General features: G+C 49.1%; 23 protein-coding genes and 3 pseudogenes. 21 read left to right on the top strand and 5 right to left on the bottom strand.

The genetic code is table 11. From position 1 onward, the window contains the following. The first annotated feature begins 73 nt into the window (after window positions 1–73). Window positions 74–757: a helix-turn-helix domain-containing protein gene (locus tag ACLW56_RS02005; protein ID WP_330982152.1), complete on the top strand. Its 684-nt coding sequence runs from the start codon at window positions 74–76 to the stop codon at window positions 755–757. On the opposite strand, the gene ACLW56_RS02000 is transcribed toward ACLW56_RS02005, so the two are convergent. Then, window positions 693–1550, bottom strand: coding sequence for an AraC family transcriptional regulator (locus ACLW56_RS02000; RefSeq protein WP_330982151.1), 858 nt, complete (start codon window positions 1548–1550; stop codon window positions 693–695). The genes ACLW56_RS02005 and ACLW56_RS02000 overlap by 65 nt on opposite strands. A 180-nt stretch (window positions 1551–1730) precedes the next feature. Here ACLW56_RS02000 and ACLW56_RS01995 point away from each other — a divergent pair, with 180 nt between their 5' ends. The 5 genes from ACLW56_RS01995 (at window position 1731) to ACLW56_RS01975 (ending at window position 8458) form a co-directional block, all read left to right on the top strand. Continuing rightward, window positions 1731–3515: a DUF2264 domain-containing protein gene (locus ACLW56_RS01995; protein WP_330982150.1), complete on the top strand. Its 1785-nt coding sequence runs from the start codon at window positions 1731–1733 to the stop codon at window positions 3513–3515. A 33-nt stretch (window positions 3516–3548) separates the two neighbouring features. Continuing rightward, window positions 3549–4811 (top strand): oligosaccharide MFS transporter, encoded by a 1263-nt coding sequence (locus tag ACLW56_RS01990; protein ID WP_330982149.1) that lies wholly within the window; start codon window positions 3549–3551, stop codon window positions 4809–4811. Window positions 4812–4830: 19 nt separating this feature from the next. Continuing rightward, window positions 4831–6021: a glycoside hydrolase family 88 protein gene (locus ACLW56_RS01985; RefSeq protein ID WP_330982148.1), complete on the top strand. Its 1191-nt coding sequence runs from the start codon at window positions 4831–4833 to the stop codon at window positions 6019–6021. Window positions 6022–6111: 90 nt separating this feature from the next. Continuing rightward, the gene (locus ACLW56_RS01980) at window positions 6112–6897 is read left to right on the top strand and encodes an oligogalacturonate-specific porin KdgM family protein (RefSeq protein ID WP_330982147.1); all 786 of its coding nucleotides are present in this window, start codon (window positions 6112–6114) and stop codon (window positions 6895–6897) included. A 25-nt stretch (window positions 6898–6922) separates the two neighbouring features. Further along, window positions 6923–8458, top strand: coding sequence for a right-handed parallel beta-helix repeat-containing protein (locus ACLW56_RS01975; RefSeq protein WP_330982146.1), 1536 nt, complete (start codon window positions 6923–6925; stop codon window positions 8456–8458). 117 nt (window positions 8459–8575) lie between these two features. Here ACLW56_RS01975 and ACLW56_RS01970 read toward each other — a convergent pair whose 3' ends face one another. After that, window positions 8576–10882 (bottom strand): polysaccharide lyase 8 family protein, encoded by a 2307-nt coding sequence (locus tag ACLW56_RS01970; protein ID WP_330982145.1) that lies wholly within the window; start codon window positions 10880–10882, stop codon window positions 8576–8578. A gap of 546 nt (window positions 10883–11428) precedes the next feature. On the opposite strand from ACLW56_RS01970, the gene ACLW56_RS01965 reads away from it, so the two are divergent. After that, the gene (locus ACLW56_RS01965; RefSeq protein WP_330982144.1) at window positions 11429–11596 is read left to right on the top strand and encodes an autotransporter outer membrane beta-barrel domain-containing protein; all 168 of its coding nucleotides are present in this window, start codon (window positions 11429–11431) and stop codon (window positions 11594–11596) included. Window positions 11597–11738: 142 nt separating this feature from the next. Here the strand turns inward: ACLW56_RS01965 and ACLW56_RS01960 are convergent, their stop codons facing one another. From ACLW56_RS01960 to ACLW56_RS01950, 3 genes are all read right to left on the bottom strand, one after another. Then, window positions 11739–12242, bottom strand: a complete 504-nt coding sequence (locus ACLW56_RS01960) for a hypothetical protein (protein ID WP_330982142.1) — start codon at window positions 12240–12242, stop codon at window positions 11739–11741. 69 nt (window positions 12243–12311) lie between these two features. Then, on the bottom strand, window positions 12312–12824 hold the full coding sequence (locus ACLW56_RS01955) for a hypothetical protein (protein ID WP_330982141.1): 513 nt from the start codon (window positions 12822–12824) through the stop codon (window positions 12312–12314). A gap of 89 nt (window positions 12825–12913) precedes the next feature. Further along, window positions 12914–13744, bottom strand: a complete 831-nt coding sequence (locus tag ACLW56_RS01950) for a hypothetical protein (protein WP_330982140.1) — start codon at window positions 13742–13744, stop codon at window positions 12914–12916. A 462-nt stretch (window positions 13745–14206) separates the two neighbouring features. Here ACLW56_RS01950 and ACLW56_RS01945 point away from each other — a divergent pair, with 462 nt between their 5' ends. The 14 genes and pseudogenes from ACLW56_RS01945 (at window position 14207) to ACLW56_RS01880 (ending at window position 26859) form a co-directional block, all read left to right on the top strand. After that, on the top strand, window positions 14207–14905 hold the full coding sequence (locus ACLW56_RS01945) for a PFL_4669 family integrating conjugative element protein (RefSeq protein ID WP_330982139.1): 699 nt from the start codon (window positions 14207–14209) through the stop codon (window positions 14903–14905). Continuing rightward, window positions 14895–15389 (top strand): annotated as a pseudogene (locus tag ACLW56_RS01940) (DUF3158 family protein). The gene ACLW56_RS01945 and the pseudogene ACLW56_RS01940 overlap by 11 nt, the downstream one beginning before the upstream one ends. Before the next feature lie 570 nt (window positions 15390–15959). Continuing rightward, on the top strand, window positions 15960–16493 hold the full coding sequence (locus ACLW56_RS01935) for an STY4534 family ICE replication protein (protein ID WP_415377474.1): 534 nt from the start codon (window positions 15960–15962) through the stop codon (window positions 16491–16493). Next, window positions 16466–16597, top strand: coding sequence for a hypothetical protein (locus ACLW56_RS01930; protein WP_415377472.1), 132 nt, complete (start codon window positions 16466–16468; stop codon window positions 16595–16597). The genes ACLW56_RS01935 and ACLW56_RS01930 overlap by 28 nt, the downstream gene beginning before the upstream one ends. Continuing rightward, on the top strand, window positions 16573–17103 hold the full coding sequence (locus ACLW56_RS01925; RefSeq protein ID WP_330982137.1) for a transglycosylase: 531 nt from the start codon (window positions 16573–16575) through the stop codon (window positions 17101–17103). Before ACLW56_RS01930 ends, ACLW56_RS01925 begins: the two co-directional genes overlap by 25 nt. Further along, the gene (locus tag ACLW56_RS01920) at window positions 17100–17507 is read left to right on the top strand and encodes an integrating conjugative element protein (RefSeq protein ID WP_330982135.1); all 408 of its coding nucleotides are present in this window, start codon (window positions 17100–17102) and stop codon (window positions 17505–17507) included. Before ACLW56_RS01925 ends, ACLW56_RS01920 begins: the two co-directional genes overlap by 4 nt. Then, a pseudogene (gene traD / locus ACLW56_RS01915) lies at window positions 17504–19536 on the top strand (type IV conjugative transfer system coupling protein TraD). The gene ACLW56_RS01920 and the pseudogene traD overlap by 4 nt, the downstream one beginning before the upstream one ends. Next, window positions 19499–19765 carry a hypothetical protein gene (locus tag ACLW56_RS01910; RefSeq protein ID WP_330982134.1) on the top strand — a complete coding sequence of 89 codons (267 nt, stop codon included), beginning with the start codon at window positions 19499–19501 and terminating at the stop codon, window positions 19763–19765. The pseudogene traD and the gene ACLW56_RS01910 overlap by 38 nt, the downstream one beginning before the upstream one ends. After that, on the top strand, window positions 19765–20445 hold the full coding sequence (locus ACLW56_RS01905; RefSeq protein WP_330982133.1) for a TIGR03747 family integrating conjugative element membrane protein: 681 nt from the start codon (window positions 19765–19767) through the stop codon (window positions 20443–20445). Before ACLW56_RS01910 ends, ACLW56_RS01905 begins: the two co-directional genes overlap by 1 nt. A gap of 130 nt (window positions 20446–20575) precedes the next feature. Then, entirely contained in the window at window positions 20576–21349 is a 774-nt protein-coding gene (locus tag ACLW56_RS01900) for a type IV toxin-antitoxin system AbiEi family antitoxin (protein ID WP_330982132.1), read from the top strand. Next, window positions 21342–22259: a nucleotidyl transferase AbiEii/AbiGii toxin family protein gene (locus tag ACLW56_RS01895; protein WP_330982131.1), complete on the top strand. Its 918-nt coding sequence runs from the start codon at window positions 21342–21344 to the stop codon at window positions 22257–22259. Before ACLW56_RS01900 ends, ACLW56_RS01895 begins: the two co-directional genes overlap by 8 nt. A gap of 83 nt (window positions 22260–22342) precedes the next feature. Further along, window positions 22343–22606 (top strand): annotated as a pseudogene (locus ACLW56_RS01890) (DUF4400 domain-containing protein); the annotation flags it as partial. A 499-nt stretch (window positions 22607–23105) separates the two neighbouring features. Beyond that, a complete protein-coding gene (locus ACLW56_RS01885; protein WP_330982130.1) occupies window positions 23106–25532 on the top strand; it encodes a hypothetical protein in 2427 nt (808 codons plus the stop codon). A gap of 256 nt (window positions 25533–25788) precedes the next feature. Then, a complete protein-coding gene (locus ACLW56_RS01880; RefSeq protein WP_415377470.1) occupies window positions 25789–26859 on the top strand; it encodes an STY4534 family ICE replication protein in 1071 nt (356 codons plus the stop codon). Window positions 26860–26867: the final 8 nt, after the last annotated feature.

Below are 26867 nucleotides of genomic sequence, written 5' to 3'. Positions count from 1 at the left end.
CGGGAAAGCCGTTTGAAGCGTCGTCGCAATTATTCTAAGGTGTAGGAAATCTCTCACAAAGACGACATCAGCAATGACAACGACCCGCACCGACCCTTTCCAGCTCACACTGGACAGAATCATGGCGTTAAAACCGCTGGACAGCATCGAACGGTTAATGGCGGCGCTGTTGCCGGAAGCAGATAAAATCGTCGCCCGCCGGCCACGCCATTTCCACAAAAATGGCCCGGAAATTTACCTGCTCACCTCAGGCAATTTTTGGCTGCATCGCCAGGCGGATGGTTTACAAATGAGTATGGCGAAAGCACCGCATATTTTTGGCCTGGCGGAGCTGAGCATTCCGGTCAGCGACACCACCTATGTGAAGTTTGCCGCCGACAGCGAAGTGTTTGCCCTTTCTGGTGCCAAAGCACAGACGCGGCTCAATCAGCAACCCGAACTGTGGCAAGACGTGGCAAAAATGCTCGCCTTCCATCTGCACTTTTCCACCTGGCGTGACCTGCATCTGTTGAACGATAACGCTTACGACACCATTCGCGGCAAGCTGCTGGAAATGCAAAAACACGACGAGGCGTTACGCAAAAGCACCACCATCCTCAATTACATTCTGGGCTCAACCAAGCTGTCGCGCAGCACCATTTTACGGGTGTTAAAAGACCATTCCCGACTAACACGCTGGTTATGCTGTAAAACTACCGTCGGTAAGCCTTTCGGTACTGAAGTGGGGATTTCCCGATATGCTTACGAAAGCGGGTGATAAACCAGGCATACCCCGGGAAACCCACCTTTTCAGCGATTTCTCTGACGCTAAGTTGCGTATGGTTCAGAAGTTCACAGGCCTGTCGTAAACGCCGCATTGTCAGGTATTCCTGAAGCGTTCCCCCCGTTTCATTACTGAAGCGACGACACGTATGGCCCAGAGAGCACCCCGCTACTGCCGCAATTTCTTCCAGTGAAAAGCTTTCATGATAATGTTCGTCAATCCAGCGAATAAGCCGGGTGGAAAATGTCTTCTGTCCGGACTCGGTTTCAGCCTGTGGCACCAGACTCAGTAGCTGCATGATCAGAAATACAGTGTCGCTAACCGAAAACAAATCATCTGCCATCTGTTTTTCAAAACGTTCCAGCAATAATTCCACAAAACCCTGTATATCACTGATATCAAACACCCGAGCGGGTTCACTCCGTTCACTTAACTGACGCAGCAGTGCCTGCTGCCGCGGGAAATCCCGGAGATAATGAATAACGGTCAGTGAGTTAAAATGAAGGGTCGTGCGGTGGTAGCAATTGCGGGGACTCTGTTCAACAAACACCTTGTGTAATTTCCCCGGAGGAAAAATAAACAGCCTTCCGGGGCGGATCGTATACTTCCGGTGATCTACCAGTACAATTCCCACTCCACGGGAGACACTCAGGATTTCTATGCACTGATGCCAGTGGTAATAATTGGCCGGAACATCTTCCTGCATCCGGTGAAAATAAATAGCGTTCTCATTGAGAGAAATCCGTTCCAGATAGCATGCATCTCCCTCCATCTTGTCTTTTTCCATTATCGATCCATTGTTAAGAAAATTAAATTTTTGTCAAAATCGAGAAATTTTCCCGCTTTTTACCAGAAAAATTCAATTTATTTTCTCTTCGCTGTTCTAAAATTCGACAGCAATCACAATTAAAACCCTGTTTTAGTTTTTTACTGTGCGCCATTCCAGCCCGGAAAATGGAGAGCGAGTATGTTGCACAGCAAGCAGGATTATTGTCAGTTCACGTTGCGCTGGATAACGGATGCGGCCCGGCATTTTTCTCCTGGCTGTACCCGTATCAAAATGGGCGAAACCTCCGCCCAGTACCCGGCTGACGTTGCAGAAATAGAGGGGTTTTCCCGCTTACTGTGGGGGCTGTTTCCGCTGGTCAGCGGCGGTACTGACACACCGCTATGGCAACAATTCCTGACGGGGATCCGTAACGGAACCGACCCTGAACATACCGAATACTGGGGAACGCTCACCGACAACGATCAGCGCTGTGTGGAAATGGCGGTTTACGGGCTGGGGCTGATACTGCCAGAGTCGCCCCTGTGGTCATCACTAACCACAGAGGAACAAAATTATCTGGCAACGTGGTTACATCAGAGCGCTGAGATCCGTATTCCAGATAATAACTGGCATTTCTTCCCGGCGCTGATACAGACGGGCCTGAAATGTGTCGGCCAGGATTACGATATGAAGGTCATCGAGCATCACCTGGACGCCATTGAACCTTTTTATCTGGGAAACGGGTGGTACTCCGACGGAGAAAACAAACCGCGCGACTATTACATCTCCAGCGCCTTTCATTTCTACGGTCTGCTGTACAGCCATGTGATGCAGGATGTTGATCCTGAGCGGTGCATGCGTTACCGCCAGCGCGCCAGGCGTTTTGCGCAGGATTATATTTACTGGTTCACCGCGGACGGCGCCGCGATCCCGTTCGGACGAAGTCTGACTTATCGCTTTATTCAGGGCGCATTCTGGAGCGCCGTGGCTTATACCGGGCTGGATGTGTTCACACCGGGGATTATCAAAGGGCTGGTACTACGACATCTCGACTGGTGGACGCAACAGCCGTTTATCGACCAGAGCGGCCTTTTCACCATCGGGTATCGTTATCCAAACCTGATTATGGCCGAGGATTATAACAGTCCCGGCTCACCATACTGGGCATTGAAAACGCTGCTGATACTGGCACTGGATGAGAAATCATCGTTCTGGCGGGCTGACTGCGAACCTTTACCGGCGCTGGAATCGGTCCGTGCTATTCCTGAAGCGGGTCAGTTCATCATTCATGACTCTGACCAGAAACACGCCTGGATGTTGATGTCCGGCCAGTTTGACAGGAATGACTTTGTCAATTTTGGTCCCAAATACGGCAAATTTACCTATTCCAGCCATTTCGGCTTCACCCTTGAGCGGGGAAGCTATGGCCTGAATCATGTTGCCTGTGATTCGATGCTGATGCTCAGTGCCGGGGATGGCTACTTTCGCGGCCGCCGTGAATGCCAGAACGTGGTGATGACCGATGAGTGGCTGCGCAGTGAATGGTTTCCCTGGCCGGATGTGGAAGTGATGACCTGGCTGCTGCCGTTCCCCTGGGGGCATATCCGCATTCACCGGGTGTCCACTCCACGACGACTGACAGCGGCTGAAGGCGGATTTTCCGTGAATCAACACAATCTGAGCCATTCAGACAATCAGGCACATTCACTCACCCTGCACGCACATGGAACCCGCAGTTACATCGGCGATTTACTGCATCACCGCCGGTCACAGACTGTGGTCACGCCGCCTAACAGCAATATCCTTTTCGCTCCACCGGCTCTTATACCCTGTCTTTATGGTGAATTGTACGCAGGAACCCGCTGGCTGGCCTGCGTGGTATCAGCATCCCCGGAGGAGCAGATACCCGTGCCGGCAGATATCGCTTTCGATTACCAGCACCAGCAGCTCACGCTTTCCGGCAGGACCATTTCCATTACATAACAATCGTCACCGTGACTTTTTGTGGAGTACATTATGTCTGAAGCCCTACAATCCACGCGCTCAGCGTATATAAAACTCAGCCTGTTTGTCTTTTTATTTACTTTCACCTGGTCTGCCGGTTTCGGTATGTATGCTATCTGGCTGGGTGATAAAGCAGAACTGAGCGCTATTGATATTGGTACAGTTTTTGCTGTTAACGGCGTGTTTGCCGTCCTGATTAAACCTGTATATGGCTATATCATGGACAAAACCGGCATGAAAAAGCACTTGCTCTATTTCGTCTGCCTTATTTCCGCACTGATGGCCCCTTTTTATCTGTGGTGCTATTTGCCCTTACTACAAAGCCACTTTCTGGCAGGCATAATTATCGGCGCATTATTTTTCAGCTTTGGCTGGTACGCGGGTGTGGCGGCTGAAGAGTCTTATGTTGACCGTTTCAGCCGCCTGTATAACATGGAGTTCGGCCGTATCAGAATGTGGGCTGCTCTGGGATGGGCGGTCGCTGCATCGTTTTCCGGCTACGTTTATAATATTTCCCCGATAATTAATTTTACCATCGGCAGTATATCCGCATTGTGTATGTTGCTGGTTTTGCTTTCACTTAAAGTTGATCATTTCGGGCAGGAAGAAAATAACGTTCTGTCTAAAGAGAAAATTGTTATCGCAGATGTATTTCATCTGCTCAGAAATCGAAAATTCTGGATGTTCGCACTCTATATTGCCGGCGTGGCCTGGATGATGTTTATTGCCGAACAGCAGTTCTCTCGCTATTTCGTCACGTTCTTTGACACCAAAGAACAGGGTAATGCCATGTTTGGTTATATGAGCACCACGCAGTCGTGTGCCGAATTTTTTGGCATGATGCTGGTTCCCGCACTGGTCAACCGGATTGGCGCCAAACAAGGGATGCTGCTTACGGGCCTGATTATCAGTCTGCGCCTTATCATCTCGGGTCTGACAACCGACCCTGTCATTATCTGCCTGGTAAAACCGCTGTACGGGATTGAAATCGCGCTGATTCTGGTCTCCGTCTTTAAATACATCGCTGAACATTTCGACAAACGCATCAACGCGACCATGTATTTGCTTGGCTATCAGGCCATGATTTATGTTGGCTCCATTGTGGTGGCTCCTCCCGCTGGCTACGCCTATGACGCCATTGGTTTTGAACATACCTATCTGATTATGGGCGCTATCGCGCTACTGTTTACGATTGTGTCAGTCTTCACGCTTTCTGACTGTCACAGGCATAAAAAAATCGAGTCCGCCGCCCGCACAGATCAGGCAGTAAATTAAGAAACGATACGAGAACACTATGTTGCAGAATATTCATAAAGAAGCGATTTCCCCGGTAAAACTGGCTCCAGGTGAGCGTGATATTATCCTGGGGAAAATTAAACAGATCATGCCCGATATTTTACAGGACGTTGACCGTAATATGGCCTGCTGGCAGGAACGGTTCCCGGATGCTGCCTGTCAGAATGGCCTCTACCCGGTGATTGATAATATCGAATGGACCACCAGCTTCTGGAGCGGGCAACTCTGGCTGGCATGGGAATGGAGCGGTGATCAAAAATACCGGGCTCTGGCCGAAAAACACGTTCAGTCTTTCGGCGAGCGTATCATTCACCGGGACCATACCAATCATCATGATCTCGGTTTTCTTTACAGCCTGTCCTGTCTCAGTGCCAGTACGCTTACTGACAATGCGCGGGCACGCTATATTGCCCTGCTGGCGGCCGATGCGCTAATGGAACGTTATCACCCTCGCTGCGGCATTATTCAGGCATGGGGCGAGTTGGATAACCCGGAACAGCAGGGACGAATGATTATCGACTGTAATATGAATTTGCCGCTGTTATACCAGGCCAGCCTTATTACCGGGGATGAACGTTATGCTCAGGCCGCCACCGCGCATATCACCCAGGCCAGTCGCTATATTGTGCGCCCGGACAGTTCGACCTGGCACACATACTACATGGACGTGCATACCGGAGAGCCTCGTTATGGTAATACCCATCAGGGCTATGCGGACGATTCCTGCTGGGCACGAGGCCAGGCGTGGGGCGTGTATGGTTTTCTGCTGAATTATCGCTATACCCGTAATGAGGATTTACTGGCGCTCAGCCAGAAGCTGGCAAATTATTTCATTAATCGCCTGCCGGATGACCTGGTGTGCTACTGGGATCTGGCACTGACAGACCCGACAAGCTGTCGGGACAGTTCATCTACAGCGATTGTCGCCTGTGGTTTGCTGGAAATGATAAAACATCTGCCGATTTCTCATCCCGACCGTGAAAGCTATGAGGCCATCGCCTTGCAGATGGTCGGAAATATGATCGACCACTATTATAATCGGGAACATATTCCCGGCGCAGGGTTACTGAAACACTCAGTTTATCATTTTAATGGCAATATCGGTGTGAATGAGTGTTGTTCGTGGGGGGACTATTTCTTTCTGGAAAGTATCACCCGCATCATTAAAAACTGGAAACCGTACTGGTAATTTAACCTCAATATAAAAATTTAACGCTTATACCTCCCTGCCATTTCGACAGGGACAGTGTTTCTCTGTATCTTATGGATGGAATATAAAATGAAGCTCAGCAATAATGTTATTATCCTGTCTTCTTTATTAGGTGGAATATCAGCATGCAGCCATGCTGATACGACGGTGACGACAGCGGGTCAATCAGTAAAATATACGCCCTTTACGACCGTATATTTCGCACCCCGCACACAATACCGTACTGCCAGTGAAGGTTTTCTTCAGCGACTGATGCTGACAGGCGTGGTGCAAGATCCAGACAGCATACTGAAAAATATGTACTGGAGTTTTGAAACAGATGCCGATCTCGGAAAACACATGGATCAGTGGAAGGACAGCTATCAGGAAGTGGAGCTGAATAAACCTTTTCCACTCGGTCGTAGTCAATTTTATCTTGAACCCGGCACCGTATTTCACTGGGAGTCAGCAGGCTCACGTATCGATCCTTATATCGGAATAGGTTATCACTTCGACTCAACGTTCACGAGCGTTCTGCGTTACCGCTATAACCATCAGAATCATGACTCCCAGACTCTGAATGGTGACTGGGACGACGCTTCAGAACATCGCGTGGATTTATATATTACCAAATACTTTACACCTGATTTTTATGTTCAGTATAACCCTACCTATTACAGCAAGGTGCACAGTGATGAATTTAACTATGCGAATGGGAAGAATCATACCCTCCAGCATAATTTTGTCTTTAATTTCCATGCCACTCCTCGCTTTTATCCCTTCTTCGAATTAGGTTATCTCGACAAATACCAGGACGGGAATGACACGGAAGATGAATATCAAATCCGTGTTGGATTCAAATACAATTTAAATTAAAAAATCACATGAAAGAGCGTAGCCAATGAAAATAAAAAAATCTGTTCTATGCATGTTGTGTCTGAGTGGTATTGCAGTGATCTACTCTGGCACGGTACAAGCTGCCGATTATTATATTTCCTGCAATGCTTCAGGCGTTCCCTCGGGCGAAGGAACGCAGATCTCTCCCTGGACTTCGTTGACTCAGGCCAACACTGTCGCACTGATCCCCGGCGACAGCCTTCTGTTCCAGCGAGGGAAAACATGTTCAGGACAATTACATCCGTCAGGCCACGGTGATGACAATGTGCCTGTAACAATAGGCGTCTGGGGAGATGAATCACTTCCACAACCCGTGATTGATGGCAACGGCAGCCATGATGCTGTACTGCTAACCAATTTTCCGGGTGTAACACTGGAGGGACTGGAAATAGTCAATGCCAGTCAACCCGGTAGTGAACGTAACGGGGTTCAAATTAATCTCAGTGACATCGGGGAAGCCAGAAATATCATCCTACGCAACCTTACGATCCACAATGTGCGGGGCGGTGATACCAAATCGCTGACCGGTTCAGCCGGAATATTAATCTCAGTCAGCGGCGAGCAACGACCTTCCTGGTATGACAACCTGCAAATCCTGAACAACACGATTTATGATGTGGACAGAGAGGGAATTTACTTTAAATCACTGTGGAACAAACGCCCGGAAGTTGGTGCTCAGGATACATCAGGCATCGGCCCATGGACCCCCAGTACAGCCGTTCTGATAAAAGGGAATACGCTAAAATCAATTGCCGGGGATGGTATGAAAATCGACACTACCGAAGGCGCGGTAATAAGCCACAATCTTTTAGCTGGTTTTCAGCTTCGTTCGCAGGAGAACAATGCAGGTATCTGGACTTTCAACACCAATAACTCCCGTGTCGAATATAATGATGTCTCCGGCGGCGGTAACGCTCACGATGGAATGTCATTTGATGCTGATGGCGGCTCAATAAATACGGTATTCGAGTATAACTACAGCCATAGTAATAACGGTGGTTTATTACTTATTTGCCCATATTCAGGTGCAGTAACGAATGGTACAATAATGCGTTATAACCTGAGTTATAATGACAAAGCGCGTCTGTTTCAAATGTGTGCTGGCAGCATTAATGATGCGCAGGTTTACAATAACAGCATCTGGCATGACGGGTCTGATTCGGTTATTTTTTTCCAGAACGATGGTGCTACTAATGTCAGTATTAGTTGGCGAAATAATATTGTGCAAAATAATGGGCCAGAAATGTCCATTGCTCAGGGTGGAAACCAGACGCTGAGTTTCTTCAATAATGACTTTCTTGGTGTAGCTCCGCCACCACCAAATCCTGATGGTGTCGTCCATCCTGGTGGAATGTCATCCGACCCGTTGTTCGCTGGAGTGGATGAGTCCGATGTAAACGGTTTTAAACTCAGATCAGGTTCCCCCGTTATCGCCCAGGGTATTTTAATTAAGGATAATGGTGGTTACGATTATTATGGCAATCCTGTTTCTCCAGATAAATCCCCCAATATGGGCGCTTATGAAGGTAGCGGTATCTGAATTTCAGCCAGCCGAATAACAGAACTGGTGCTGAAAACTTCAGGACAGAGTGAAACCGGAGACTAAGATAACCGGGGCCTGTAAAAAGCGATTGAGGCCCCAATGAAATAACTGGCACTAGCGCATAACAAGCTGACCGGATGCCCCGTTCATCGACGATGTATCCATAGTCACGCTGAGTGTCCGGGCATCTTCATCAAATACAATCTGAATTTCTGGCGATTTGCTGACAACGGTGCTGACAGACAGATCGCTTAGAATAAATTGTATTTCTGAGAGACTTTGTGTTGGGTCAGAAAAGGCCATAATACATTCATCGTCGGCCTGCTGAATGAGTATGGCGCCAGATGTAGTGGCCTGAACAAACTCAAGCTTTCCAGGCTGATAAAAATTTCCTCCCCATAAAGAACGATCTGTTAAAGCAATCGCCTGATTACTTTCATCATTATTAATGATGCGGACCGGTGGGCTGGCCTGATAGTTCTGCGTCTGTTCAGGTGAGTAGTTCGGTAAAATAGCGTAAGCGATCCTCTGTCCCATGGGTTGCTCTCCATGAGGAACACTGAGCGTAGCGTACTGTTGTGTGACAACTGTCTCACTGCCTTCATCATTGACCCATTGCCATGCTCCACTTCTGGACACATTTTCGGCTATGAGGGGAACAGGTTCAAAAAAAACATATCCGAGGGGAGCCTGATTCACCTCATCAGTTAAAGTAGCAAAGGTGGCATTATCAAATGGTTGCATTGTTGACGCAGGAACAGTGATGCCGTTTACCTGGAGGGTCTGCGTTTCAGTATCGCTGAGCTGCCTGTTTTCAATAATTGACTCAACCGGGGCAGAGTCTGAACCGCTAATTCCAGCCACAAGAGCAATAATCTGATCGTCCAACATGAACCATGATTTTACAGCTGACAGTGAGCTGCCTGTTACGCCTTCAAGATTGTAAATAAGACTGGCATGTCCTGTTATCCCATTACTGACACCGCCACTCCAGTTACGTTCATCGGAATTTGGATAAAGTTGCCAGTCAGCCAGAACACCACTCTGCCCATCGGTTAACGTCCCCGGAAGCCGTAACATATTAACCGTCGGCCAGTAATTCTCATCAAACTGAGTACTGTCAGCATTATAAACGTATAACATTCCCGTGCCCGTATACCATCCCTGCTTGTTCTCGCCATTTCCATATTCAAATGCAGTAATCTTATGAGAGAATAAACTGAGTCCACAGGCAAAGCTCCCCTTCTGATGAATCATCTGGCACATGGAAGCCATCATTTTATTTTCATTCCGGTTGTCATTTTCAACAGGAACATCCGGGTTATTCATCAAATCTCTCAGCGTCTGGATTTGGGAGATCGACAAATCACTATAATAATCTGTGTAGAACTTATCAGAACTGATGGCGCTTTTGACAAATGTTTCCCATTTATGCTGATAATCCGTTGAGGTATTCCTTCCGGAAATAAAATAAATATCATATAAAAGTACCCGAGCCACGCTATGCGCCGGTGATGTTTCACGGCTGATCCCCCGACCACGGGTCATATCAAAATCAATGTCACTGTATAATGTAGGAGCATAAGTCTCAGGGATAAATTTATAAATATTTTCGACATTTTCCAGAGAACCAATCCAGGATGTATTCGTTAAAAGAATGAAAATATCACGAGTTCTGCTCAGCAAAACCTCACCATAACCTCCGGTATACGGCACGTTGGTATGCTGAATAAATGACCCATCATGATAATACCCATCCCCATCGGTGACATACTCATATACACTGCCAGCATCGGCCAGGCCCTGCTGCACCCTGTTGTTATCCTGCGACAAAATACCGCTCAGCATCGCAATGAAGCATTTATCGAGCAGGTTCGCGCCAGTTTCCGCCACACCGCTGGCCTTACGCACAGTCGGATCGGGAACAAAATAATTAATTGCTGCAATACATGCCGAATTTAAAGTAGATGGGAGGTATGTGGACGACAGGCACAGAAGATCGTTCAACGCTTCAGGTGAACCAATTTCCCAGTCCCACCAGTTATCATATTCCTGCGCAATAGTGGTATTGTAGCAATGCAGATTTACCCAGTCGACAGCATAAATGATGGCAGCCTGAAGCTGAACTGAGAGATAAAAAGCAGAGGCAGTGGTTTGCTCCTGTACTGCCATTTTTCGGATATTTTGCCACATTAACGTAATTGCAGCCGAACTTGAGGACCAATTTTTAGCATCTTCCCATAGCCAGGGAACGGAAGGATCCGTATTCATAGTATCCCATATTCCTGTGCCGGATGAATTAGACACAGCAGCATCCATCTGGCTTACCTGAGCCATCAGTTCAGTATCATCTGATGATACGGGTTCACCAGTCAGATTGGTACGCCAGTTCGTCTGGCTTGTATCAAAATCACTTTGCATATTTATATACTCCTTTAAGAGATAACAGAAATTACAAGCAGAATCAGATGTACATTATCTCCCGAAATATAAGAGCTATATTGTGATCTCGGTCTTTAACTAATATTTATTTTTTTCAGAACTAAAAATGGAGAGTAACATTGCAATCATAAATCTCACATATTTTCTCACTATGAAATAAATTATTTTACTTGTAAGACAGAATAATTTTCTGTGAGACAGGCGCTGGCCATCGTGGGGTATTTAATGCAGGTTAACCCCGTTGCCAGAGCTGCATGGGTAAGTTGTTTGAACCGCCACGGGTCTAATAGACATCTCAGAGTAATTTATGGACTGACCCCACGACAGTAGACAAATTCTGTCCTCACGACGAGGCCTGTTCAAAGGCCTACGGACTGGCGCCACCGAGGTGACTGTGACATATATTGATGCCACTGAAATCACACCAACACCTATCAATATTCGCCAACCAATAGGTAAAAAGGTGATGCCAGTGGCATCAAAGTTTCCGTCCAACAATCTTCCCGCCTGCGTTTTCGTTTTCCATTGCTCACAGGACGTTCGTCTGGCGCCGGAACAAGAGGTAGTTATCAGGCTGGCATCAGCGCCGCTCTCACACCGCACACGCATATTTACGCCAGTATCAATTACGAGAAAGGTGATGGGATGGAATCGCCGTGGACCGGGAATATAGAGGTTGGTTATAATTTTTGATTAACAGGATAATATTTATTTAAATAGAGATGAGAGCATTTAAAACTATTTCATTCTAATTACAAAAATATGCAAAGCAAAACGAATATTGCCAAGTTTCAAACCCTCTCAAAAAAACTCAAACACCGATCATGATAAATAATTAATTGGTAGGATATGCTGTAATTAGAATCCATTTACCTCCGACATATCCGAAGTATAGTTGCACATGAGTAAACTGTTTCCTTATTTTTTCCGTACACTCTCCCCTGTCATTACTTTTCATACATGAAAAAGCACCGATAGCGTCTTTCGAGAGAACATCATTAACTTTAACTCTTTGCCCCGCCTCATTACTGGAACACTGAACCCCTGGCCCCGTATACTTATCATCGTTTATATAATTATTCCAAAAACCGGTATACTCATCAATACTTGTAAATAATGTTTTATCTAGCTGATCTTTTCCCACCGGTAATTCCTTAGCCCCATAAATATGTTGATTAACATGCCCTCCATAGCTATTATTTTTGTTTGAGAGACCGCTATCTCTCACTGAAATTTTATGTCTACACTCTTCGGCATGAGCGAAATTTAATGCAAGCCAGCATATTAATATGAAAACAACCAGTGCAACTAAATACACTCTGTGTAATATATAATTCATTAATTCACCCTCAAACACATTCTTAAAATAATTAATCACTACAATAATAATGAGGAGTTATATATGATGTCAATATTCCACCTTAGTGATAATTAAACCTGATATATTCACAAGAGAATCAACTCTTACAGAAAACAAGTCTTCAAATATTTTCCCATCGCTTCCTTTCAAATCAACATATGCTTTCCACAATTCATAAAACCTTTCTCGCGCGAGCTTCCTACTGATATCTACAGTTTTCCCCAAATACGTTTGGATAATAAATACACTATCACTATCACTATCAAAATAAACGCAAAATGCATGGGTATATTGATTGTCGCAGTATTTCAAAAGAATATTAGCTAAATCACCGTCCTTATAATCACTAAATTCTCCTCCATTTAATTTCTCCAGTGAAATTTCAATTTGCTTATACGTTTTTCCAGTTGCTTTTGTGGCATACTCTAATACTGCCCCTGCAAATGATATACAAGGAATTGAACCACATGTGGTTTTCCCGTCATTTAGCTCTCTAATTTTTACAAGCTCAAACAGTGCATCATTTATTGCTTTTTCAATATTCCCTTTGCTTATAAACATAATCTATACATTCCGTTAATCAATTAGAAAATCAGACACTTATAAAAAGCCACATCAAATGTATGTGGCTTTTTATAAGGAATATATTTCTATTTCTTCTTGAAAATATTTACGAGTGTACTTTTATAATTTTTAAGCTGCTCTTCATAAAATTGCTCTATAAACGTATAAAGTTGCTTGGCGAAATACTCAACAAGTTTATCTCCCATTTTATCAGCAAGCTTCTGCATCATCATCGAATCAGCTACAAACATATAGGTATCATAATGAGAATCTAGATGTGTTTTTTGTATACCACCACACAGTGATTTCACTTCAGTATTTTTCATATTCATCTGAAAACTAACAATTCTCGTTTCAATTGCTGTAGATTTATATCCAGAAACAAGACCAAAATAAGTAAATTTTTTATCTTGATTACTATAGGATGCTAAGTTTCCTTTCTCACCTGATTGCCTCAGGGCTTTTACGACCGCTTCTTTAAGGTTAGCAACATTCTTAATGTTAACAATAGACTCCACAACATCAGGATTAGCCGAGAGTGCAAAATCATCCTTTTTATAATCCATTGTTTGGGTTTCTGAAAATGTAAAAATAGGTAACGGAAAGTCGACAAAAGCAGCTACCCAAGCATCTATATTCTTAAGCGCTACTGAAGGTTCAATCCCTGCAATATTTGCAGCATCTGTCAATGACTTCTGCACCATATTCACACAAACGCTCATAAGAGTTGAGCATTTCTTATAAACATCAGGATCCATATCACCTTGACTATCAACTCTTGCCGGCTCAGGTATGCTCATCTCTCCTGAAATCAATGGGGAATTAGATGAAAGGTTTGTACTGAATAACAATTTCCGTGGTTTATTCATTGTATCCACAAGGAAATTAAGATCATTTTTACTAAGTAAAGTATTCATAACAAGTCCTTATTTTAATTAATTTCAGAAAATAAAGAAGTAAAGAACAAACACACAACAGAAGCTAATAGACATCAAATAAAATTCGATTCCGAATTCAATTTCATTAACTTTTCAGTAATTTCTTTGCTACTTAAAATGGACCCAATCTTGATTGTTTTATGTGAGAAAGATCTAATTTTCAATCGATATATTATAAAAATCGCTCGATTATTATTTTTTGACTCATGAAAATTATAAATTCATGAAATACATTTTTCCCTATGATTAATTAAGTTCAATCACAAGACTTATAAAGGAGATAGCCTATTGATAATAAAAAACCAATAGGCAAAAGGGTGATGCCAGTGGCATCAAAATTTCCGTCCAACAATCTTCTCACCTGCGTTTTCGTTTTCCCATTGCTCACAACCCCTCACGCCATCACTCTGCGCTGACACCCACCCGCAACAGGAAACACATATGTCGGACTACACCTTCAACATGGGTCCCCTGCGTAGTGCAATCCATATTCAGCTTCATACTCACAACGCCACCCGGCTGTGGACCAGGCGGCGGGCGACCGAGAACGACCCTGCGCCCATCATCGGAATGCCGCGCTTTATCGAAATCCTCAACCAGATGCGCATCGCCGCTGAGCATAACGATCCTTACACCGATCTGTGGATGCTGCGTATGGAAGAGAAACTGGCGCAATCACGTAAGTTGATGCAAGTGATGCTGGATCAGGCAAAAGCCATGTTCAGCGAATTGCCGGAAGGCATCGATATCGAAAACGGCTTCAACGTGCAACCCGCCCGCTTTCCGCTTTTTATCAACGCCCCGCTGGCCTATCAGGGTGTTTATCTGCTGACCGATTTCGGCCAGCTCGCTCGTCAGCTTCTGCTGGCCTCGCATATCGCCGTCATCTCCCGCAGGGAAATGCACAACCGGTTAAATAATGGCGCAACGGTTATTCGCAGCGCCTTCGGTCTGGCGCAGAAATATCACGGCTCCGGGCTGACCCGTCAGGACTTTATCGACGAGACGCCGCAGGCCAGAGCCGCTATCGAACGTTTAGGCCCGCTACCGGAAGCGATACTGAGCGGCAAATTACGCTCATCGTTTTCATTACCGCTGCCTGGCAAGACCGAAAATCCCGGAGTCACCGCTGATGAATAACCCCATAACCGGCTATCAGTCGCTGGCTGATGAAGACTATAAAATGCTGGCTTACGTCTCCTCACTAAAAGGCCTTTTAAAGCCTTTTTAGAGTAAGGGGGAGCTGGAGCTGCTCGAGAGCAATGCCCGAAGCGTGCGTGAGATGATGGAGCCATTAATGCAGCGCCTGATCCAGAGCGCCAGACGCTACCCCGTGCGCCAGCTTCCGCTGATATTCACCATCGGCCCGGCTCCCTCCGGTGCGAACTTCCTGCGCTGACGTAACCAGCAGAACAACAAATCCGGCACCCCGGCATTCAGCAATCTGATTGGCGATCCCAAAATCCCGCAACTCGCCAGAGATGCCTTGCTGGACATCGAGCGGGATCGCATCGTGTTCAATATGCAGATGTCGGTACTGACCTTCATCATCCGTCAGGCGCGGGAGTGTCAGGAAAAGATGGAACAAGCAGAAAAGCTACATCTGGGGCAACAAAATCGCTGACGCAGAACATGAGTTGCAGCGCGACACTAAGCGGCTGCGCGATTACTCTCAATGCACACAACAGCGCGGCATGTTTTGCTGGTTCGCGTTCGTGATGCTCCCGTCACGCAAAACACCCTTTACGCTCCTGTTCAGTATCATTCCGGGCGGATAGCCAGCCGACAGCCGTCTCGCTATCCGCCAGAACCTCCTGCATTTTTCCGGCGCCCACCGGATAACAACGGGATCCGTTTGTGCGCAAGCGCCCGTTATTGCGATTTACACTGCTGGCAGAAATCGCGCGTAACCCTACGCGAACAGTGACCTCTTCAACCCGCTGCACCTTAACAGCCTCCGTGCGGAACACGATATTTAAGGTGCAGCAAACAGAATATCGCCTCGCTATTTCTCTTCCCCCTCGTTTAAATCCCCTTGCTTATTCGGTAGCCGGAACCTGCACGCTACCCGCCGTAAGGCGTGGTTCCTGATACACAATCCTTTTAATTGCGCAGCATCACCCTGGCGCATCCCTTTCACCCGATGCACTCTGCATATCACCAGGTAACGCGTGTAGTCACGCGGGAGGATCCTATGAGCGAGAAAACTTACTTCAATCTGTACACCAGCGGTCTGGGTTACGTTAACCGTGTCCGCACCGTCACCCCAAAACGCCGCGAACCCTTTTTATGCTGTGACATTGCCGCATTAAGCGGGGCTGCCGATGACGTGGACTATGTCCGCTTTGACTGCAAAGTCACCGGTAGCGAAGCGCGTAAGCTGGTTGCCCGCTGCAAGCAGGCGGTCAATGAAAAGCGCAAGGTGCTACTCCACTTCCGGTTGGGCGATTTATACGTCGATATGTTCACCTACAGCAAAGGCGAAACGGGCGTCAGCCTGAAAGCCCGGCTGCTCTATATTGGCCTTGTCAAAATCGACGGTGAAGTCGTCTGGCGCTGTTCGTCAGCGAAAAATGCCCGGCCTGCGAGACGCTGGCGCAGAAGCTTATCAACGACGACCGTCCGCTGGATATCTGGCTGGTCAACAGCCGTAACAACGATGCCAGCCTGCAACGCTGGGCGCAGCGCCAGCATATTGATATGCGCAAGGTCGAACGCGGGCAGATAACGCTTAATCACGATAACGGACGCTGGCAACGCCTCGGTGGCGGAAAACTACCGCTATTGCTGGAACAACAGGGGAAACAATGGCGTCCTGTTTCTGCCCCCTGATAGTCCTGCTCATCAGTGCTCATGCCTGCGCCGTGCCGCCGCTGTATGCGCAAATCGCCCGCCAGCAGCAGGTTCCGGCAGAACTGCTCTACGCGGTGGCCCGCGCGGAAAGTGGCACCCGTCTGGCGCAGGGGCTGCATCCATGGCCGTGGACGCTGAATATTGCCGGAACCGGCTACCGTTACCCCAGCCGTTCTTCAGCCTGCCGGGCATTGCTCACCTTCGCCCGTACCCACAACCTGAAACGCATCGATGCCGGGCTGGGACAGATTAATCTCGGCTGGAACGGGCAATGGTTCCCCTCGCTGTGCGCCAGTTTTAATCCAGCGGACAATCTCACCGTCACCGCCCTGCTACTGCGTCAGCACTACAACGCCTCCCCCGGAAGCTGGCTGGACGCCGCCGCCCGCTACCACCATCCCGCCGGAGGCAAACCCGCAGCCGTTTACCGCCAGAAAATCGGCCAGCAAATCCGGTTACTCTCCGCATCAGGAACGTCGCCATGAAACACCTTATTCCAGCCATGTTGCTGTTTACTGTCGCCGCGATTGCCGGGCCTGCCGTTCCCATGCAGGCGCTGGATGAGGCCAGGTTACTGCCAGTCATCACTCACAATCTGCATCCCGGCCAGCAACCCCGTCTGGCGCTCAACCTGCCGGGAATGACGCCACTTTTTTTAATCGGCGACGATCCGCTGTCCACAGAATGGCTGCGCCAGCACCGGGACACATTAAAAACCCTGCACGCCACCGGGCTGGTCATGAATGTCACCACGCTGGTGCGGTTGAATGCCCTGCGGGCCATCGCACCGACGTTAACGCTGCTCCCCGTCAGCGCCGACGATATGGCAAAACACCTGCCCATCAGCGCCTATCCGGTACTTATCACCGACAAGGGGCTGGAACAGTGAGGCTTGATTTTATCCTGCGCCCGGCGGTGGAGCTTTACAGCGCCAGCGCGGCCCTGCTGGCGGCGACATGGTGCGTCATCGCCCCGCAGACGTTTCTGCTTACTCCCCTTTCTGGCTGGTTGCTGGCGCTGGAATTGCTTGCACTGTCTGCTCTGCGGCTAAAGCAAGGAGTGCGCATCCTGCGCTTTCGTCGCCGCGTGCGCCATCTGCCGCTCTGGACGCTCTCTGCCAACCGTATCCCATTCCTGCCCAACGCATTGTTTCTCGGTCGCGGTTTTCGCTGGCTGCCCATGCATACCCAGCGGCTGTATCTGTGTCGCCAACCGCAGTGTGAACACTGGTTGCAGACAGATCGCCCTTCTGCCAGCGGCGGCGATCCGTTGCTGCATGGCGTGGATCTGCTTGAAGGCCGCGTCACGTTGCCGCTGCGCGACCGACCAGGGCATACGCTGGTACTCGGCACCACCCGCGTCGGCAAAACCCGGCTGGCAGAGTTGCTGATTGCCCAGGATATCCGCCGAGGCGACACGGTGATCGTTTTCGACCCTAAGGGCGACGCCGACCTGCTGCGTCGCGTATGGGCAGAGGCGCATCGCGCCGGCGGGAAAGCGTCTTCTGGCTGTTCCATCTCGGCTGGCCGGAGATCTCCGCCCGCTACAATGCCGTCGGACGTTTTGGCCGCATCTCGGAAGTTGCCAGCCGAATCGCCGGGCAGCTTTCCACCGAAGGCAACTCTGCCGCCTTCCGCGAGTTCGCGTGGCGCTTCGTTAACATCATCACCCGCGCCCTTGTAGCCCTGGGCCAGCGCCCGGATTATGCCCGTATCGCCCGTCACGTCATCAACATCGACGAACTGTTTATCGACTACGCCCGCGTCTTCCTGCCCGGTCACGACCGTCAGGCATGGGACAGAGTGGTACGAATTGCCGGAGGCATCACCGAGAAAAATACGCCGCGTAATCTTCAGGGACGGGACAGCTATGTCGTCGCGCTGGAGCAGTACCTTTCCACCACCCGCCTGCATGACCCCATCCTCGACGGCCTGCGCTCAGCCGTGCGCTACGACAAAACCTATTTCGACAAGATCGTCGCCTCACTGCTGCCGCTACTGGAAAAACTGACCACTGGGAAAATCGCGCAACTGCTGGCCCCGGACTATGGCGACCTCAACGATCCACGTCCGGTATTCGACTGGCAGCAGGCCATTCGCCAGCGGGCGATTGTGTATGTCGGGCTGGATGCGCTGTCTGACGCGGAGATTGCCGCTGCCGTTGGCAATTCAATGTTTGCCGATCTGGTCAGCGTCGCCGGGCATATCTACAAGCACGGCGTGATGGATGGTCTGCCACAGACGGAAGAAAAAGCGGCAATCAACCTGCACTGCGATGAGTTCAGCGAACTGATGGGCGATGAATTTATTCCGCTGATCAACAAAGGCGGCGGCGCGGGCGTGCAGGTCACGGCCTACACCCAGACGCTCTCTGATATCGAAGCCCGCATCGGCGATCGCGCCAAAGTAGGCCAGGTGGTCGGCAACTTCAACAGCCTGATCATGATGCGGGTGCGAGAAACCGCCACAGCCGAACTGCTGACCAAGCAACTGCCGCAGGTGGATGTGCTCAGTAACAGCGTCAGCTCCGGCGTCACCGACAGCGCCGACGCTCAGGGTGGCATCAGTTTTTCCAGCAACACTCAGGATCGCGTAACTAGCGTACAGGTGCCGCTACTGGAGCCAGCCTCACTGGTACAGCTACCCAAAGGTCAGGCGTTCGCCTTGCTGGAAGGCGGCCAGCTCTGGAAATTACGTATCCCGTTACCGGACGTAGCGCACGATCCGCAGATGCCGGAGAACATCGCGCAAATCACCCGTTATATGGAAAAACAATACGACAGCGCGCCCGTATGGTGGAACCGCCCGGAGGCAGTTGTAACGGCAAAAAACGACCCTATTTTATGGCTGAACAACAGCGAAACCACGGAGAAACTGACCGATGATACCCCGGACACACCGCCAGCTCGTGAGCGTTGAAGTGATGTGGCCTGCGCAAACGCTGCCTCTTCCTCTGCAACAGGCGGTGGAAGCGCTGACGCAGGGAGAAACGCCCGATCAGATTATCGCCCGCATGAATTTACAGGGCTTTCAGGCATGGCGCGAAGCAACGTCACCGCAGGATGAACACGATATTTTCCAGGTACGACTGGATGAGGCTCACGAGGCGCAATTCCTCTGCCGCTACGTTACGCTGCCGCTGCACTGATGCCCGACCATGCGCCACAACCCGTGCACCATCCCGGGCTGCTCGGCTGGATCGCATTGCTGCCCGGCGTGCTGGTTGGTTTTTGCCTGGGCGCGTGGATGCTGGCGATAGCGCTGGAGTGGCTGGGCGATGCGTTTTTCTGCCGGAATACTTGCGCCAGCCATAGTGAACAGATATTGCAGGCAACATGGCAATGGTGGCGGGACTCTGCTGGCGCACCAGTATGGTTAGTAGAAGATCTGGCGGTTATCAGCGATAAGCTGCAACAGGGGTTCACGGCGCTGATTGCGTCCCTCAACGGGCAAAGTGGGTTGTTCTGGACGGAAAAGGTCACCACGGTGATCCGCTACGCGTTACTTTCTGCGGCTAATGTCACCCTCACCTTTCTGCTGCGGCTGGCGATTCTGTTGCAGGCGCTGCCGCTGTTTGCACTCACCATTACTATTGGCCTCATTGACGGACTGGTAAGGCGCGACTTACGGCGATTCGGCGCAGGCCATGAGTCCGGGTTTGTTTATCACCATGCCAGGCATATGATCGGCTCCAGTCTCGCGGCAACGGGGTTAGTGTGGCTGGCGGTGCCGGTTTTTCTTGTACCAGAGTATGTGTTTATACCAACGGCGGCAGGGATTGGGCTGGCAGTATCCATGACGAGCGGCGCTTTCAAAAAATACGTCTGATGCCATCATTTCCAGCTCAACGGATACAACTCTCGCTGGCAACATTTATGCTGCGAAAGACGTCATACATTGACTTTTTACTCACTAAATAGTTTACTTTTCTTATTATAGTTACACCCTGAGTGAATCTATGACATCAAAAATAAACTGGCTATTGCAAAACACCTCTCCGGGAAGCCTGGTTTTGCAATCCTGGCTAACCCGGAACAGCATATCGCCTTCTCTGGCCTTTAAATACGCGCAAAATGGCTGGTTAATAAAACTGCGGGCTGGCGTTTATGCGCGCGCAGGACGAGAACCAGACTGGAGTGATGCGCTATGGTGTCTGCAAAGTCAGCTTGAAGCGCCAGTGCATCTGGCCGGACTGAGTAGTCTCTCCTGGCAGGGGCGTTCCCATTACCTGCAGCTTAAGCAGAATCAATGCTGGCTTAGCGTTGAAAACAAAGCGATATTGCCCAAATGGTTTAAAGAATTTCCCGGCGTTGAGTGGCTGATGGTATCAACTCTGAAGCTTCCTCAACTGGACGAGAAGTACCGAACCGAGCTTGAGGTTAAAGGGAAAAAAATAACCGCCAGCGTACCAGAACTGGCAGCCTATGAGCTGTTAAGCGCAGTACCTCAGGAAATCTCATTTGAGCACGCTGCCGAACTTTTTCAGGGACTGGTCAATCTCAACCCACGTAAAGTGGAGAAGCTGCTTACGCTCAGCCAGTCCGTACAAACCAAGCGCCTGTATCTGTTTTTCGCCAGTTTCTATGAACATGCATGGTTCAAACGCGTGGATACCAGCAAAATCGATCTGGGATCAGGCAACCGACAAGTCGTTGTTAATGGCAAGCTGAACACGCAATACCAGATTACTGTGCCCGAAAATTTTACTAAGAAGGGAATAAGCCATGGATAAAGCCTCCCCCTACTACCGCCAGGTCGCCCTGCTGGTGCGAGCATTACCCTATGTCGCTAACGAGACCTGTTTTGCGCTGAAAGGCGGAACGGCGATCAACTTATTCATCCGTGATTTTCCCCGATTGTCCGTTGATATCGATCTGGCCTACATCCCGCTGGAAAGCAGAGAGGTCGCGTTGCCTAACGTGCGAGAAGCACTCACCCGTATCGCCGCTGAACTGGAAGCGCAAGCCGGGATCCGTGCAGTGCTGCAAACCCATAATCCCGATGAGATGCGCATCATTGTCACCACTGACGACGCGCAAATTAAAATTGAAGTCTCGCCAGTTGCCCGGGGAACACTATATCCTCCGCAAGAACGCGACGTCGTAGAAGCCGTGGAGGAAGAATTTGGCTTTGCCGCGATCCCGGTAGTCTCACTGCCCGATTTATACGGCGGCAAGCTATGTGCTGCGTTAGATCGCCAGCATCCCAGAGATTTCTACGACGTCAAAATGCTCCTTGATACACAAGGAATTGATCGCGCGATATTCAATGGTTTTATCGCTTACTTACTCAGCCATAATCGCCCATTGTCCGAAGTGCTTAGTCCACGCTGGAAGGATATTACCGAACCCTTTCAAAATGAATTCAGCGGTATGACTTTTGAGGAGGTATCACTGGAAGAGCTAAGAGAGGTCCCGGAAAGAATGCTCAGCGCGTTGAAAGCGCATTTCACTCAACAGGATTTCGACTTCCTGAGGTCATTTAAACGCGGCGAGCCTGACTGGAATTTAGCACCAGAACCCCACATTCAGAATTTGCCAGCCGTTCAATGGAAGCTGCGCAATATTGGCAGGATGTCCGAGAAAAAGCGCGCGCAGTCCCTGGAGAAACTGGAAAAGATCATGACAGAATGGCTAAGTTAGTTTATTAATTTTAGTATAGTCACACCAATAGTGAAACTATTGCATTTTTTATAAACTAGCAAAGCTATCTCAGGAGCTATTGTCTTCCAGCACTTAAAACCAGGATTGCTATTGGCCTCGCAGGCGATCTGGTTTGTCAGGACCTACGGCGCTTTGACGCAGGCCATGAGTCTGGGTTTGTTTATCACCATGTCAGGCGTATGAATTCATCCAGCTTGATAGCAACAGGACTGGTGTGGCTGGCCGTGCCGATTTTTCTTGTACCAGAGTATGTGTTTATACCAGCGGCGGCAGGGATTGGGCTGGCAGTATCCATGACGGGCGGATCTTTCAAAAAATACGTCTGATGCCATCATTTAAACCGGACGTAGCGGGAGCGATGGATACGTTGTGCAGTTTGTGCATACTGATCTACCTTCCCGGTAACATCGGCAAACACTGTCTCAGAGAGAACGATATTGTAATAATGCAAAATCTGCCCAATGGAAAAACCATTCTCATCGGAGATAATTCATAATGAGATTAATTATTATGTTTTCCTTCATCACATATATTTTCCACACAATACATTTCATTACTAAATGTAAAATCGAAACATAAGAAAAATAAATAACGCCATTATTTATAACTATGTAGATTAATACTCTACCGTGACAGAATGCACATTAAGCACCTGAAGAACGCAGGTATAATATAAACAGTCACTGTATCCCTGCCGGCAATACCATGACTGCCGCTGAGCACCTGTCACCAATCACAGTCAACTGCAGTCTGTACATAACCCCATGAAAATGACCTGCATTTAAGGAAAAACATACGGAATTTTGTTCATATAACGGAGGACTTATGAAAAGAAATGGCCATGATAGAAATATCATTTCTCTTTATCAAGAATATCAGACACGGTTAATCGGGATACTATTTCTTACCTCATTTTACACTTACGCCCAGACTGGTAATAATTCCCCATCCGAAAATACAATATCCGCCGATCCTGCGTCATGGATAACAGAGAGCCACGCGTACCATGAAACATTTAAAAATCAGCCCTTTGTTGCCAACGGTTATATGGGGCTGCGTCTGCCCTCAGCAGGCAACGGGTACTGGGTGGGTAGCCAGCCACCGGATGACAAATCGGCCTATGCCACTGGCGCATCGTTACAGGGGCCGCGCTACACCTCAGTCATTGTGGCCGGATACCGCGGCAAAGGGGAGACAAATTATCACTATGTCTCCGCGCTACCGAACTGGTCCCCCCTGACGGTGGGTGATAACCAGTCAACGTTTGACCCGATGACCCTCACCAGCGACCAGTTGTCTGACTACTCACAAAAAGTAGACATGAAAAACGGGCTGGTCACCACCTCATTAATCTGGAAAACCGTCAGTGGGAATTCGGCAAAACTAAAATGGACCACGTTCACCCACCAGCAAAACTACCATCTTGGCGTGGTGCGCTTAGATATCATTCCTCTGCACTGGAAAGGCCCAATGACCGTAGCTGCGTTTATCGACGGGAAAGCCATTCGCCGGGGCAAACAGAGTTATACAGTACAAAATGTCAGGGCGGATACCGCCGAAATGTCGATGCGCAGCGAAACGCTGAATGAACTGGCTACCGTGAGTTTTAAAATCGATAAGCCGAAGGCGATTAAAAACGGCACGGCGATGAATCAGGATCAGCGCAGTGGTATTCGTTACCAGTTTAATCCCGAAGAACATCGCACCTACACCTTTATCAAATACGTCGGCGTGGCCACTTCCAGAGACTTTGATAATAAAGTGAAAACTGCTGCCGATGACAACCATATCGCACAGGCCTCCCAGGTCGCAGAAAATGCCTTTAACGCCATGGACCACAAACCGGGCGCAACAGGCAGCGCTTACGACCTTCTTTTAGCCAGCCACGCTCGCGCATGGGATAAACTCTGGCAGAGTGATGTTATCGTCGATAAAGCCCATCTGACGCTGCAAAAAATTATCCATACCGCAGAATATGAGCTCTATTCAAGCACCCGTGAAGGCCAGAAAAATAGCCTCTCACCCGGCGGATTAGCCAGTGACAACTATGGTGGCATGGTCTTCTGGGATGCAGAGATCTGGATGTACCCCTGGTTGCTGACCGCCCATCCAGAAATGGCCAAACCGGTGCTGGATTTCAGATCGGAGCGCCTGGCCCTGGCGTATAAAAATGTCATCGACAATCGTGAAAAATTAAAAGCCACTGAAGGTGCGTATTTTCCTTCTGTCTCCGCCACTGGCCTGCTGGCTGAAGACAGTAAAGCGTCGGGCGATGGCGGCTGGCATGAAATCCATCTGCCGGGCGATATATCCCTGGCAGCAATGCAGTATTACTACGCCACCGGCGATAAGCACTGGCTAAAAACAACAGGTTTCCCGCTGATAAAAGGGGTGGCTGATTTTTATGCTTCGCGTTCCATCTATGGTAATCCATCCGGCACCTGGACACTGGGGGCTGTTACCGGCCCCGATCAGGATGCCATCGGCGTTTATGAAGATGCCTACACCAACAGTGCAGCTATCACCGCGCTGGGATCGGCCATTACTGCTGCAAGACTGACTGGCGAACCCGTTTCACCACGCTGGATTGCAGCACAGCAGGGGTTAACCAGGCCTATTGTCGATACGACAAATAACATCCACCTGGAATACAGGGGCTACGAGATAAACCATGAAATCAAGCAGGCAGACGTCACGATGATGAGCTATCCGCTGGAGTTTGCCATGGACGAAGCTATCGCGAAAAACGACGTGGTTTATTATGACAAGGTCACCCGTGTGAATGGCCCGGCAATGACCTCAGCCATTGAGGCTGTGGCAGCAGCCAAATACGGTATGCCAGAGTTTGCCAGGTTCTTCTCAGACAGCTATGCGCCTTTCGTGTCTGAACCGTTTTATAACTTCTCAGAAATCAACAACAGCGTTGAGGATTCTATTCCTGCCTTTCCGTTTATGACCGGTTCAGGGGGGTTTATGCAGGTCTTCCCGTTTGGATTTGCCGGTTACAGATTCAGGGAAGATTCCGTTTTCCTGTCACCTTTCATGCCAGCACAGGCTATTGAAGGTGCACCGTTGTCGCTGGTGTATATCAAAGGACTGACCTGGCAAAATAGGGTGCTGAATATTGCCATCAGACCCGAAAAAACATCCGTCTCACTGGTGCACGGCAAACCGCTCACGGTAAGTACTGCATGTGCGTCGCTGAAACTGGGGCCTGATGCACCATTAATGCTTAACACACGGTCGAACTGACCAGAGCGATCAGAGCCGGGCACTCACCCGAGCCCGGCTCCTGATATAAAGACCCGGTAATCTTTCGTATCTCTGTAATACAAAATACCCTGCTCTCAGAACTCCGGTGAAAATAGCCTGGCTACACAAACAAAACCGCCATGCATTCCTGAAAACGCGAAGGCGCATATCGCGGAATGCCCGACAATCACCCTCGCGGGGAAATTCCCCGCACCATGGGCATTATCTGCACCTTCATCATCTGGAGAAAACCACCATGAACGATACCCACGACTTCAACCTGCACATCAGCGGTCTGGGCTATCTGAATCATATTCGCGAAGTGGCACCAAAGAAAGGCGAACCTTTCCTGTGTTGCGACATTGCCGTTCTCAGAGGGGAAGACCAAGAGGCGGAACACACCTGGTTCGATTGCCGCGTCAGCGGTAAAGAGGCGCAAATGCTGGTCCGTCGCTACATCAATATCTGTGAACAAAAACGCAAGGTGCTGATCCAGTTCCACCTCGGCGATTTATCTGCAGATACCTTTATCTACAGCCAAGGCCAGCGAAAAGGCGAAACGGGCGTCAGTCTGAAAGCCCATCTGCTGCACATTGAGCTGATTAAGATTGATGGCGAAGAGGTGTACGAAGCTGAAACAAAACCCCCTTTACAGGAGTTGCCCTTTCTGTCGCCTCCTTCCGTCCCATGTTCACGTTTTACTCCCCGGGATCTAACCGATCATGCCATGCTGCGTGATGTCGCCCGGCCTGGCGGCACGCTGCTATACCAGCAGGAACAGCAGGATCAGGGGTTCTGGTACCTGCTGGCCGGGGTCATTGGACTGTATCATTCGCTGAATAACGGCAAAGAGGTACTGGTGAGGGTGTATCAGGGCGAAGGCTGGTTTGGTTTCACCGGTCTGTTCGGTAAATCCCGCTATCACTGCCACGCACGGGTGATGCAGGAAGCGCGTTTATGCCACATCGTGCCGCACCACCCGCCGACTTTTTTGCAGCATTACCCGGCTTTCCGCCAGTATTTACTTGAACAGATGGCCAACTCACTGGCGGATGCGGAGCACCGCATGACATGGATTGCCCGCCACCGCAGCCGGGAGCGGGTACTGAGCAGCCTCTGGTATCTGACACAGTATTTTCCCGGTTATGACTGGACGTGGCGTGAAGTAGCCGAGTTTGCAGGATGTGAGACTGAAACCGCTTTACGGTTCAGCAAAGAATTGAGACAGGCAAGCATACTGGATGACTCACAGCGTCGCCTGCATGTTCTTCACCCGGTGCAGTTACTGGCATTGCTGGATAACAGTATCATTGCACCTCAGCAGTAAAGCCTTAT

Origin of the sequence: Pantoea sp. sgz302252 (assembly GCF_047713085.1) — a bacterium.
Lineage (GTDB): Bacteria > Pseudomonadota > Gammaproteobacteria > Enterobacterales > Enterobacteriaceae > Scandinavium.
Note: the sequence above shows the minus strand (reverse complement) of the source record. Positions and strands in the feature narration are given on the sequence as shown.